The 13629-nt window shown below is 34.9% G+C and carries 9 protein-coding genes; all 9 read left to right on the top strand.

The features are described 5' to 3' along the window. Positions 1-594 precede the first annotated feature (594 nt). Positions 595-1563 carry a 6-phosphofructokinase gene (gene pfkA, locus C1H58_RS05470; RefSeq protein ID WP_050330695.1) on the top strand — a complete coding sequence of 323 codons (969 nt, stop codon included), beginning with the start codon at positions 595-597 and terminating at the stop codon, positions 1561-1563. Between the two features lie 19 nt (positions 1564-1582). Next, complete coding sequence (gene pyk, locus C1H58_RS05465; protein WP_060829781.1) at positions 1583-3343, top strand: pyruvate kinase; 1761 nt, start codon at positions 1583-1585, stop codon at positions 3341-3343. A gap of 468 nt (positions 3344-3811) precedes the next feature. Further along, positions 3812-4930, top strand: coding sequence for a citrate synthase (locus C1H58_RS05460; RefSeq protein ID WP_165545578.1), 1119 nt, complete (start codon positions 3812-3814; stop codon positions 4928-4930). Between the two features lie 44 nt (positions 4931-4974). Next, positions 4975-6237, top strand: coding sequence for an NADP-dependent isocitrate dehydrogenase (icd, locus tag C1H58_RS05455; protein WP_050345520.1), 1263 nt, complete (start codon positions 4975-4977; stop codon positions 6235-6237). A gap of 351 nt (positions 6238-6588) precedes the next feature. Then, positions 6589-7293, top strand: a complete 705-nt coding sequence (locus C1H58_RS05450) for a response regulator transcription factor (protein WP_050330698.1) — start codon at positions 6589-6591, stop codon at positions 7291-7293. Beyond that, positions 7294-8994 carry a two-component system histidine kinase PnpS gene (pnpS, locus tag C1H58_RS05445; protein ID WP_165545577.1) on the top strand — a complete coding sequence of 567 codons (1701 nt, stop codon included), beginning with the start codon at positions 7294-7296 and terminating at the stop codon, positions 8992-8994. A gap of 293 nt (positions 8995-9287) precedes the next feature. Beyond that, the gene (polA, locus tag C1H58_RS05440) at positions 9288-11915 is read left to right on the top strand and encodes a DNA polymerase I (RefSeq protein WP_165545576.1); all 2628 of its coding nucleotides are present in this window, start codon (positions 9288-9290) and stop codon (positions 11913-11915) included. Between the two features lie 19 nt (positions 11916-11934). Next, positions 11935-12807, top strand: coding sequence for a bifunctional DNA-formamidopyrimidine glycosylase/DNA-(apurinic or apyrimidinic site) lyase (gene mutM / locus C1H58_RS05435; RefSeq protein ID WP_165545575.1), 873 nt, complete (start codon positions 11935-11937; stop codon positions 12805-12807). 14 nt (positions 12808-12821) lie between these two features. Beyond that, complete coding sequence (coaE, locus tag C1H58_RS05430) at positions 12822-13448, top strand: dephospho-CoA kinase (RefSeq protein ID WP_165545574.1); 627 nt, start codon at positions 12822-12824, stop codon at positions 13446-13448. Positions 13449-13629 lie beyond the last annotated feature (181 nt).

Raw genomic sequence — 13629 nt, 5'->3', positions numbered from 1 at the left:
GAAATTTTGAATAGGATAAATCTGAGATAAGACCCGAGATGATTTTTTAAAGAAACCTCGGGTTTTAACTTTTTAAAGTAAATATGCAGTTATTTACCATTGTATTTCAATTTCATCTTGATTAAGTACTTTAAGGGAACACATCTCTCATTTTGATTTGGCTTAATTATATTTATTATTTGAAGCGCTCAATTAAAAAAGTTACACTATTGAACGGTACAGTTGTTCTTGACAACAGGTGACGTAATAGAGGCAAATGAGATAATCTGAAATACCTTTTAAGAAGTACTCACTTTTATCTTAGTAAATCTATACAGTTCACTTGTTACTGTTTTTATATTAAATTTACACCTAATTGCATCAACTAAACATTAAATTGGCAATACCAAAAATGGAGTCGTAATATAAAATAAAATTGAATTATAACTTGGTTAATTTTTAAATGAAAATGTTATGAAAACGCCATTTGTGGCGGATTCATGAATTCATATTAAAAAACCGTTTTCATTTTTATTTGTACCTTTTTTTGATGGAATGCTTCATCAAATTATGGTATTTTTAACTTAACAACTATGCAAGAAAGGGTATGTCTACATGAAAAAAATTGCAGTTTTAACGAGTGGTGGAGATTCTCCAGGGATGAACGCAGCAATTCGTGCTGTAGTAAGAAAAGCGATTTATCATGATATTGAAGTTTATGGTGTTTATCAAGGTTATCAAGGCCTTATCAATGATGATATTCGCAAACTAGAGCTTGGTACTGTGGGTGATACAATTCAACGTGGAGGAACATTTTTATATTCAGCACGTTGCCCAGAGTTCAAAGAAAAAGAAATACGTCAAAAAGGAATCGAAAATCTTAAAAAACGAGGCATTGAAGGGCTCGTTGTCATTGGCGGTGATGGTAGTTACCGTGGTGCGCAACGTATTAGTGAAGAATGTAAAGAAATCCAAACGATTGGAATTCCAGGTACGATTGATAATGACATTAATGGTACTGACTTTACAATTGGATTTGATACAGCACTGAATACAATTATAGAGTCTGTCGATAAGATTCGTGATACCGCTTCAAGCCATGCGCGTACATTTATCATAGAAGTTATGGGGCGAAATTGTGGTGACCTTGCTTTATGGTCTGGATTAGCAGTAGGGGCTGAAACAATCATCTTACCAGAAACAAAAGTTGATATTCAAGACATTGCTGAAAAAATCCAAAAAGGAATCGATAGAGGTAAAAAGCATTCCATTATCATTGTTGCAGAAGGTTGTATGACAGGCCAAGCATGTGCTGGTGAATTGACAAAATTCATCAATGTAGACGCACGTGTATCTGTATTAGGACACATTCAACGTGGAGGTAGCCCTACAGGTGTCGACCGTGTACTCGCTTCTAGACTAGGTGGTTTTGCTGTTGAGCTTCTTATGGATGGTGAAACAGCGAAGGGCGTTGGTATTAAAGATAACCGCCTTACAGCGACAGATTTTGATACGATATTCAATTCAACCGAGCATCAAATTAATCAACACATGTTAGAATTAACTAAAGAATTATCTATTTAATTTTAGGAGGCATTTCCAAATGAAAAAAACTAAAATCGTTTGTACGATTGGACCAGCATCAGAATCAGAAGATATGTTAGAAAAGTTAATGAAAGCCGGCATGAACGTGGCGCGTTTAAACTTTTCTCATGGCTCTCATGATGAGCATGCAGCACGTATCCGTTCAATTCGTAAAGTAGCGAAAAAGTTAGAAAAAAACATTGGTATTTTACTTGATACGAAAGGACCTGAGATTCGTACGCACAATATGAAAAATGGTGTGATTACATTAGAAAAAGGTTCGCATGTTACAGTAAGTATGCATGAAGTAGAAGGTACACCGGAAAAGTTCTCTGTCACATATGAAGAATTAATTAATGATATTGAAATCGGTTCATTTATTTTATTAGATGACGGATTAATTGAATTAGAAGTTGAATCAATTGATCACGCTGCGGGTGAAGTACACTGTAAAGTTCTTAACACTGGTGAACTTAAAAATAAAAAAGGTGTGAACTTACCAGGCGTGAGTGTGAACTTGCCAGGTATTACTGAAAAAGATGAAGAGGACATTCGCTTTGGTATTGACCAAGATGTTGACTTTATTGCTGCAAGTTTCGTAAGACGTTCAAGTGACGTTTTAGAAATCCGTAGAATTTTAGAAGAAGTGAAAAACGATACAATCAGTATTATTCCTAAAATTGAAAACCAAGAAGGTATTGACAACATAGATGAAATTCTTGAAGTTTCTGATGGTTTAATGGTAGCCAGAGGCGACATGGGCGTTGAAATTCCACCAGAAACAGTACCAATTGTTCAAAAAGATTTAATCCGTAAATGTAATAAATTAGGTAAACCTGTTATCACTGCAACGCAAATGTTAGATTCAATGCAACGCAATCCACGTGCGACAAGAGCTGAAGCTTCAGACGTTGCCAATGCTATTTACGATGGTACAGATGCGGTTATGTTATCTGGTGAAACAGCTGCAGGTGCTTATCCAGAAGAAGCAGTTAAAGCGATGAATAACATTGCATACGCTGCTGAGCAAGCACAAGATTATAAAAAGCTCTTATCAGATCGTACAAAACTTGTAGAAACTTCACTTGTAAATGCAATTGGTGTTTCTGCTGCACACACAGCGTTGAACCTAAAAGTAAACGCAATCGTTGCTGCTACTGAAAGTGGTACAACAGCACGTACTATTTCAAAATACAGACCAAAATCAGACATTATTGCAGTGACACCATTCGCAACAACAGCACGTCAATGTACACTTGTATGGGGCGTTTATCCTGTTGTACGTGAAGGTAACTACACAACAGATGAGTTGTTAAATAATGCAGTTGCAACAGCAATTGAAACAGAACGTGTTGAAAAAGGTGATTTAATCATCATCACAGCAGGTGTACCGACTGGTGAATCAGGAACTACAAACTTAATGAAATTACATCTCATCGGTGAAGATTTAGCAAACGGGCAAGGCATCGGACGTAACTCAGCTGTTGGAAGAACAGTAGTTGTGAATGATGCATCAGAATTAGAGGGACAAAATCTTGAGCAAGCTGTTATCGTAACACCTTCAGTTGATGAAAAAATGGTGCCTTATTTAGATCAAGCAGTCGCGCTCGTTACAGAAGAAGCAGGTTTAACATCTTCAAGTGCGATTTTAGGGTTAGAAAAAGGTATTCCAACTGTAGTAGGCGTTGAAGATGTAGCTAAAACGATCCCAAGTGGTATTTTAGTAACGGTAGATGCAGCGCAAGGTAAAGTTTATGAAGGTTATGCCAACGTACTTTAAAATTAAATAGAATTCGTAATAAGTAAGAACGGAACACAGCGAGATGATTTTTTAAATCGATAACCGATATTAATTATTTCGAGTGTTTGTGGGGGCGAAACTAGGGTATCTAAATATAAAATTTAGACCGTAGTTTCGCCCTTTTGTTTTTGTTTAAGAGTTACATAAAAAGTGATATTGCACTTAAAGCGTGAAATTTTAATAAATCCAAGTCATCAAATCTTTTTATTATGAATGATAAGGAATGCAAATAATCGTGCATTGATGTAATGATTACGGATGAAAAGACAAAAGAAAACGTTTTATATCAGGGTTTTCGAAAAATATGAAATATATATTTCTGAGTTTGAAATAAGATTATTTTTAAATACGACCGTTCTTAAAATGTTCACAAATTGCTTCATATTGGCTATAATAATATATGAAAGCCATTACAAAGAACGAATATAAAGTAAAGGGGAAATTCATATGGCAGAATTAATGAGAGGTCTTGAAGGGGTAATCGCTGCTGAAACTAAAATCAGCTCAATTATTGACAGTCAATTAACTTATGCAGGTTATGATATTGATGACCTGACAGAAAACGCACAATTCGAAGAGGTTATTTTCTTATTGTGGAATTATCGATTACCTACAGAACAAGAATTATCTGAATTAAAAGAAAAATTATTTAAGTATATGACTTTAAATCCAAGAATGTACAGTCATTTTGAAGAATATACGACAGATGAGGTACATCCAATGACGGCGTTACGTACGTCAGTTTCTTATCTCGCTCATTTTGATGAAAATGCGGACGATAATGGGGAAGAAGCATTGCAAGAAAGAGCGATTCGAATTCAAGCAAAAATTGCGTCACTTGTTGCATCATTTGCTCGAGTAAGAGATGGGAAACAACCTGTAAAACCGGATGCATCATTAAGCTATGCAGCAAACTTTTTATATATGTTACGTGGCGAAAAACCGACAGATGTTGAAGTTGAAGGTTTCAATAAAGCTTTAATTTTACATGCTGATCATGAATTAAATGCGTCTGCTTTCACAGCACGATGTGCCGTATCATCATTATCTGATATGTATTCAGGTATCACTGCAGCGGTAGGTTCACTTAAAGGGCCTTTACATGGTGGAGCAAATGAACGTGTAATGAAGATGTTAACAGAAATCGGCTCTATTGATAATGTTGAACCTTATCTAGAAAAAGCATTTAAAAACAAAGATAAAATTATGGGATTTGGTCATCGTGTTTATAAAAATGGTGATCCACGCGCCAAATATTTAAAAGAAATGAGTCGTAAAATTACGGATGAGACAGGTCAAAGTGATCTATACAAAATGTCAGTTAAAATTGCTGATATTATGAAAGAAGAAAAAGGTCTACTCCCTAATGTAGACTTCTATAGTGCGACTGTTTATCATAGTATGGGGATAGAACATGATCTCTTTACACCTATCTTTGCAGTCAGTCGTACTTCAGGGTGGACTGCACATATTTTAGAACAACTTAGAGATAATAGAATTATGCGTCCACGTGCAACTTATGTGGGTGAAGTTGATCGTAAATATGTTCCAATTCAAGAACGCTAAACCTATTGCATTTAAGATGATTTAAAATTCGGAGGTATATAACAATGAGTGAAAAGATCGTAAAAACGGATAATGGTTTACAAGTCCCTAATCAACCTATCATTCCATTTATTATTGGTGACGGTATCGGGCCTGATATTTGGAAAGCAGCGAGTCGTGTTATTGATGCAGCTGTTGAAAAAGCATATTCTGGAGAAAAAGCAATTTCATGGAAAGAAGTGCTAGCAGGACAAAAAGCATATGATCAAACAGGTGAATGGTTACCTTCTGAAACGCTTGATACAATCAAAGAATACTTGATAGCGATTAAAGGACCTTTAACAACTCCAATCGGCGGAGGTATCCGTTCATTGAATGTTGCATTACGCCAAGAATTGGATTTATTTACATGTCTACGTCCAGTACGCTGGTTCCAAGGTGTGCCATCACCAGTGAAACGACCACAAGATACAGATATGGTCATCTTCCGTGAAAATACTGAAGACATTTATGCAGGCATCGAATTCAAAGAAGGTACAGATGAAGTTAAAAAGGTAATTGATTTCTTACAAAATGAAATGGGCGCAAAAAATATTCGCTTCCCTGAAACTTCTGGTATTGGTATTAAGCCTGTATCGAAAGAAGGGACTGAACGATTAGTACGTGCTGCAATTCAATACGCTTTAGACAATCAACGTAAATCTGTAACGCTTGTGCATAAAGGGAATATCATGAAATTTACTGAAGGTGCCTTTAAACAATGGGGATATGATTTAGCAGAGAAAGAGTTTGGTGATCAAGTCTTCACTTGGCAACAATATGACCGTTTAGTTGATGAAAAAGGTAAAGATGAAGCTAACCGTATTCAAGATCAAGCTGAAAAAGACGGTAAAGTTATTATTAAAGACTCCATTGCGGATATTTTCTTACAACAAATTTTAACACGTCCAGCTGATCATGATGTAGTGGCAACAATGAATTTAAATGGTGACTATATTTCTGATGCCCTTGCTGCACAAGTCGGAGGTATCGGTATTGCACCAGGCGCAAACATTAACTATGAATCTGGTCATGCTATTTTCGAAGCAACGCACGGAACAGCACCAAAATATGCAGACTTAGATAAAGTTAACCCTTCTTCTGTATTATTATCAGGTGTATTAATGTTAGAACATTTAGGTTGGCAAGAAGCTGCAGATTTGATTACGCAAGCAGTTGAAAAAACAATTGCTTCTAAAGTTGTAACTTATGATTTTGCACGCTTGATGGAAGGTGCAACTGAAGTTAAAACATCTGAATTTGCAGACGAATTAATTAAAAATCTTTAATCAATAAGATGATATACAATGGGAATCAGATCGAGACTTCAATGTAATAATGAAGATCTCGTTTGATTCCTTTTTTAGTGACTCGAATTCAACCTTTAATGAGACGCTCTATTTCGTTTCAATGCCATCATTATTATTTACTTAAAGTATTTGTATAGCGAAAGTAAGTTTCATTAATCGCGCTTATTGTAAAGTGTAAAAAGTTCTATTTAATGTATCCATGTATAACGAACCGCTTTTATATTGAAATTATTAACATTACATTAAGTTATTGTAAAGTTACTTAACTATATATTATTTTTGGGTTCATTTTAAGTTATAATGAAATTAATATCATAAGGAGGTAGATGTATGGCTCAAAGAGTGCTTGTCGTTGATGATGAACAATCAATCGTAACATTATTAAAATATAATCTTGAGCAAGCGGGGTATGTAGTTGAGATTGCCCAAGATGGTGAGGAAGCATTGCAAAAAGAAAAAGAAACAAAGCCCGATTTAATTGTTTTAGATGTCATGTTACCAAAAAAAGACGGTATAGAAGTCTGCAAAACGATTCGATCAGATAAAAATCAAGTTCCCATTTTAATGTTAACTGCAAAAGATGACGAATTTGATCGTGTGCTTGGTCTTGAATTAGGTGCAGATGATTATATGACCAAACCATTTTCACCAAGAGAAGTTGTCGCACGTGTCAAAGCGATTTTGCGTCGTTCATCTGTCGTTGATTCTGTAAAAAATGAAGACGAGGATGAAGATATTGTCATTGGCAATATTAGAATTCGTCCAGACTTTTTTGAAGTTTATCGTAATGATACATTACTAGAATTAACACCTAAAGAATTTGAATTATTATTATATTTAGTCGAACGACAAGGCCGTGTCATTACACGTGAACATATGCTGAATTCAGTTTGGAATTATGAATTTGCGGGTGATTCTAGAATTGTTGATGTCCATATTAGTCATTTACGAGATAAGCTTGAAGAGAATCCGAAACAGCCCCAGTTGATTAAAACAGTACGTGGTTTAGGGTATAAATTGGAGCGACCAAAATAAATGATAAAATTTTATCACAAGCTTTTAATTATACTTACAACGATCACTGTTGTAAGTTTTCTTTTATTAGGATTTATCGTGCATAATAGCATTTATTTAAAGTCAGTAGAGTATGAGAAAAAGTCTTTAATAAAAGAAGCGACACAAATTATCACTTTAAATAAAGAAAATAACCCCCAACGCATCCAAGAACTTGCACGTATTTATGATACGAACATGCTTATTATTGAAAAAGGGCAAAGAACGGAATTTAAGACGAATCACGATAAAATAGAATCACAAAAAGAAAAGCAAGTTTTACAACAATTAAAAAGTGACAATAATGCATATGAATTGGATGCTAAAACAAAAAAATATTGGTTTGGTTATCGTAAAGATGATACGACGTTATTGATTAATGGCTCTTTTGACATGGTTTACGAATTGCAATTACAATTTTGGAAGTATTTAATTTTAGTTGGTATGTTTATCATCGCACTTATCTTTTTTACAGTGCGTTATATCAACCGAACATATATCCAACCGATAAATGAAGTCTCTTATGCTGCCTCACTTCTCACTGACGGTAACTATCGAGTGAGAGTTCCTGAGAGTAGTGTTAAAGAAATGAGAGAGCTTTATGTAACGATTAATGTTTTAGCACGAAGATTGGAACAACTGAATAGCGAACAAAAGATTCAACGCAATCGTTTAGTCACGACACTCGAGAATATCCCAAGTGCAGTTTTGATGATAGATAAAAGTGGGAAAATTGTGGTAGCCAATCAAACTTACTATACGATTTTTAACGAGTCACATAATGTTGAAAATCAAGATTATGAGAAATATCTACATCCAACATTGAAAAAACTCGTTGTAGAAGGTTTTCGAACTGAAAAAGCGGTATATGAACAAGTTGAAATCTTAATCAATCATATTCATCAAAAATTTTTCGATACTTCGTGCGTGCCTATATTGTCTCGAACAAAAAAACATTTACAAGGGATGGTTATTGTACTTCATGATATTACGCAGCTCAAGAAACTTGAAAATTTAAGAAGAGACTTCGTAGCCAATGTATCTCATGAACTCAAAACACCGATCACGTCTATGAAAGGTTTTACAGAGACATTGATTGAAGGTGCGAAAAATGATGAAGCATCTTTAGATATGTTTCTCAATATTATTTTGAAAGAGTCAAATCGAATTCAATCTTTAGTAGAAGATTTACTTGATTTGTCTAAAATTGAGCAAAATACGACGGTTGAAAAACATCGGATTGATCTTTCTGAAGTCGCAAAATCTTCTTTTTCTGTAATAGAGCATATTGCCAATGAAAAATCGATACGCTTAGTTGATGAAATTGAACCACATATTTTTGCGATGGCAGATGAAGGTAAAATTTCGCAAGTGATTGTAAATTTAATGACAAATGCCGTCAATTATTCTCCAAAAGACAGTACTGTGAGATTATTAGTCTATCGAGATGACATGCATCCTGTTATCGAAGTCATTGACCAAGGTATTGGAATTGATGAACAAGAAAAATACCGTATTTTCGAAAGATTTTATCGGGTGGATAAAGCGCGAAGTCGAGAATCCGGTGGCACAGGTTTAGGGCTATCGATTACTAAGCACATTGTTGAATCCTATCAAGGAAGTATTGAAGTAGAGTCAGAATTAGGTAAAGGCTCAAAATTTAAAGTTGTATTGCCTGAGTAATATTAAAATAGAGACAGCGCATCACAAGAGAATGAGACGATGAAACTGTAATGAAAACAGCAAAGCTAAATTTTGACGTTACAGTGGCAATTAGATTTCATAAATGCCCCAAATGGAGGGTTTAAAGAAATCTTAATTATCATCGCTCATTCTTTTTATGTATTGATTGATAATGTGATCATCACAACAGCCTATTTTTTAATCAAAAGTGGTGTATGCTGATAAAAGAGTTAGATGACACCTCTATGCCTGAATATGATAAAATAAGGACAAACGATAATGGAGGGAATTGCGTGGATAAACTCATATTAATAGATGGTAATAGTCTAAGTTTTAGAGCATTTTATGCCTTGCCATTATTAAAAAATAAAGCTGGCATTCATACAAATGCCGTTTATGGCTTTGCACGATTACTAGAAAAGATTTTAAAAGAAGAACAACCGACTCACTTTTTAGTTGCGTTTGATGCTGGAAAAACGACATTTAGACATGAAACGTATAAAGAATATAAAGGAGGCCGTCAAAAAACACCGCCTGAGCTTAGTGAACAGTTACCTTATATTCGTCAACTGCTAGATGCTTATCAAATCAAGCGATACGAGTTAGAAAATTATGAGGCTGATGATATTATCGGTACCTTGAGTCAAGCTGCTGATGAAGCAGGTATGCAAACCATTATTATTACAGGTGATCGCGATTTGACTCAATTAGCGACAGATAATGTCACAATTTACTATACAAAAAAAGGGGTTACGGACGTCGATCACTATACACCGGACTTTATCTCAGAAAAATATAATGGATTAACACCTAAGCAAATTATAGATTTAAAAGGATTGATGGGAGATACATCAGATAATATTCCTGGTGTTGCTGGTGTAGGTGAAAAAACAGCAATCAAGCTTTTAAATCAATTTGAAACCGTTGAAGGTGTTTATGCGCATCTTGATGACGTGACTGGTAAAAAGTTAAAAGAAAAACTTGAAAACAGTCGTGAAGATGCATTAATGAGTAAGCAATTAGCAACTATCAATTGTGAAAGCCCGATTACAGTGACATTAAACGATGTTAAACGACCACAAGAAATCGATGAATCAGAAAAAGTGTCACTATTTAAAACACTAGAATTTCGACAACTATTAGAAGAAATCGATATTGAAACAATTCAAGAGGCACCGGCAAAAGAATTTAAAGTCACACAAGATATTTCAAAATTAGATTTGACTCAATTAAAAGAAGCAGCTATCCATGTTGAGGTTGCAGGACCTAATTACTTAAAAGATGATTTACTCACATTTGGTTTGTTCGATGGACAAAATTATTTCGTCATCCCATTTAATCAGTTAAAAGCGCATTCAGATTTAGTCCAATGGTTAGAAGATAAAGAGACCGAGAAATGGGTCTATGATGCGAAAAAAACATATATCGCAATGAAACGAAATGAGATTGCAATTCAAAATATTCGCTTTGATGTGATGCTTGCAAGCTATATTATTGATCCTTCTAGAACGATAGATGACATTGCTTCAGTTGTATCTCATTTTAAACGTACTTATGTAAAAGACGATATTGCCATTTATGGTAAAGGAAAATCTTATCACGTACCAAAAGATGAAATTTTGTACGTACATATTGCTTCTATTTTAGATGCAATTCATGAAGTACAACCTCAAATGATGGAAATTTTAGAGGCTCATCAACAAACAGTGCTGTTATCTGAAATTGAACTACCACTCGCTTCAATATTAAGTGAAATGGAAGCAGTAGGGATTTATACAGATGTCGAGACTTTAAAAAATATGGAACAAGATTTACAAGCACAACTGGATGATTTGATTCAAGCGATTCACGACCTAGCGGGAGAGCCCTTTAATATTAATTCACCAAAACAGTTAGGTGTCATTTTATTTGAAAAATTAAAGTTACCGATTATTAAAAAAACGAAGACAGGTTATTCCACAGCGGTGGATGTTCTTGAAAAGCTTCAGGGTGAACATCCGATTATTGAATATATTTTAACTTACCGCACACTTTCTAAATTACAGTCGACATACGTCGAAGGTTTACAAAAAGTAATTTGGGATGATCAACGAATTCATACGCGCTTTAATCAAACACTTGCACAGACAGGTCGACTGTCTTCCGTCGATCCAAACTTGCAAAATATTCCAATTCGCTTGGAAGAAGGTCGCAAAATACGTAAAGCGTTTAAATCAAGCCACGATGATTACGTTATTTTAGCTGCGGATTATTCTCAAATTGAATTACGCGTTTTAGCGCATATTACAGGAGATCCGACTTTACAAAAAGCATTTATCGACGAAGAAGATGTTCACATGACGACAGCGATGAAAGTGTTTAATGTTGATGCAGATCAAGTAACGTCAATGATGAGAAGACAAGCGAAAGCTGTTAATTTTGGAATCGTTTATGGTATTAGTGATTACGGCTTGAGTCAAAATTTGGGTATCAGTCGAAAAGAAGCGCAACGTTTTATCGATGATTATTTGGACCATTTTCCTGGCGTGAAAGACTATATGGATAATATTGTTCAAGATGCGAAACAACATGGTTATGTAGAAACGCTTCTAAAGCGTAGAAGATATATTCCAGATATTACGAGTCGAAACTTTAATAAGAGAGGTTTCGCAGAACGAACTGCGATGAACTCTCCAATTCAAGGTAGTGCAGCAGATATTATTAAATTGGCCATGGTTAATTTTGATAAAAAAGTTCGTGAGACCGATTTTAATGCCAAACTATTATTACAAGTGCATGATGAGCTTATTTTTGAAGTTCCGAAAGATGAAGTGCAAGCATTTAGCAAATTTGTTGAAGATATTATGGCAAATGCGTTAGAATTGGATGTTCCGTTAAGTGTAGAATCAGATTATGGGCGTACATGGTATGATGCTAAATAGAAAGTAGGTCAGTTCGAAAATGCCAGAATTACCAGAAGTTGAACACGTCACAAGAGGAATCAAACCATTTGCTTTAAACCAAAAGATTATTGATGTGTCTTTTTCTCAACCTGTTATTTTAGGAAAAGAAAATGGAAAGGCAACGATTATAAAAGGTATAAGTCTTGACGACTTTAAACGATATACAGTGAACTATACGATTACAAATATTCAGCGCCGAAGTAAATATATTTTATTTGAGATTCAACATGAACAATTAGAACGTATGTTAATTTCTCATCTAGGCATGGCTGGTGGATTTTTTATCGTAAATGAAATCGATGATATACCGATATTAAACTATCGAAAACATTGGCAAGTGGTCTTTCACTTAGAAAATGGTATGAAACTAGTGTATAGTGATATTCGTCGTTTTGGTGAAATTAGAAATGTTGAAGCATTAATGGATTATCCATCTTTATTAGAAATAGCACCAGAGCCATTTGAAGATGAGGCTTTAGCACATTTTCTGTCTAAAAGTAATGAAAAAAAATATTCAAGGATGGCAATAAAGGCATTTATTTTAGACCATCGTGTGATTGCCGGATGTGGCAATATTTATGCGTGTGAAGCTTTATTTGATGCGAAGTTGAATCCTAACACGACAGTGAATCAGCTATCAGATGCACAAAAAACTGAAGTATTCGATAGTGTTGTGAAAGTGCTTAATATGGGTATTTTGAATGGTGGGACAAGCGTCTCAGATTATGTTCATGCAGATGGACAAAAAGGAACAATGCAAGATTATTTAAATGTTTATAAGAAGAAAAACTGTACGTCTTGTGACTCGGCAATAGAAACGGCGATTATAGCAGGACGTAATACACATTTTTGTCCGGTTTGCCAAAGATAGGGAAGAGGGAGATTATGCCAAAAGTAATTGGATTAACAGGTGGGATTGCAACAGGCAAGTCCACGGTTGCAGCGTTATTGGAAGTTCATGGATTTAAAATTGTTGATGCAGATCTTGCATCTCGAAAAGCTGTCGAAAAAGGTTCTGTAGGTTTACGACAAATACAGGAACAGTTCGGCGAAGAAGCCATTAATGAAGATGGCGAAATGGACCGCGCTTATATTGCACAACAAGTTTTTTATGATGATGAAAAAAGAAAACAACTGAATCAAATCGTTCATCCGATTGTGCGTGAATTGATGCAAAAAGAGCGAGATCATTATCTAGCTGAAGGCCATGATGTCGTCATGGATATCCCATTATTGTATGAAAATGGACTTGAAGATACAGTTGACGAAGTATGGCTTGTCTATGCATCAGAGCCGATTCAAATAGATCGGTTAATGGAAAGAAATCAGTTATCAATTGATGATGCTAAAGCACGTATATACAGTCAGATTTCCATTGATAAAAAGAGCAGAATGGCCGATGTCGTTATTGACAATTTAGGCTCTAAGCTTGAATTAAAACAAAATTTAGAACAACTATTAGCGGAAAAAGGCTATTTAAATGCTGATGATGATTCTAATAAAACGATATAACAACTTAATATGATTTTTCAGCAACGCCACGTTGTAGCGCATGTCAAAACATTATTTAGCATTTTTGGCATGCGCGATATGTTACAACGGTGCGTTGCTTTTTTATTATAAAATTGTGACTCACTTTCTTGAAGATGGAGCTATTTAATTATGGACAAAAATGTTTCAGAGATAGGGCCTT

The sequence above is a fragment of the Staphylococcus sp. 191 genome (assembly GCF_011174885.1).
GTDB classification, from domain to species: Bacteria; Bacillota; Bacilli; order Staphylococcales; family Staphylococcaceae; genus Staphylococcus; species Staphylococcus coagulans.
Note: the sequence above shows the minus strand (reverse complement) of the source record. Positions and strands in the feature narration are given on the sequence as shown.

What these genes read in the sequence shown, in the direction of transcription:
- mutM (WP_165545575.1), top strand. Translation starts at nt 11,935, where the DNA reads ATGCCAGAATTACCAGAAGTTGAACACGTCACAAGAGGAATCAAACCA.
- coaE (WP_165545574.1), top strand. Translation starts at nt 12,822, where the DNA reads ATGCCAAAAGTAATTGGATTAACAGGTGGGATTGCAACAGGCAAGTCC.
- pfkA (WP_050330695.1), top strand. Translation starts at nt 595, where the DNA reads ATGAAAAAAATTGCAGTTTTAACGAGTGGTGGAGATTCTCCAGGGATG.
- icd (WP_050345520.1), top strand. Translation starts at nt 4,975, where the DNA reads ATGAGTGAAAAGATCGTAAAAACGGATAATGGTTTACAAGTCCCTAAT.
- pnpS (WP_165545577.1), top strand. Translation starts at nt 7,294, where the DNA reads ATGATAAAATTTTATCACAAGCTTTTAATTATACTTACAACGATCACT.
- pyk (WP_060829781.1), top strand. Translation starts at nt 1,583, where the DNA reads ATGAAAAAAACTAAAATCGTTTGTACGATTGGACCAGCATCAGAATCA.
- C1H58_RS05460 (WP_165545578.1), top strand. Translation starts at nt 3,812, where the DNA reads ATGGCAGAATTAATGAGAGGTCTTGAAGGGGTAATCGCTGCTGAAACT.
- C1H58_RS05450 (WP_050330698.1), top strand. Translation starts at nt 6,589, where the DNA reads ATGGCTCAAAGAGTGCTTGTCGTTGATGATGAACAATCAATCGTAACA.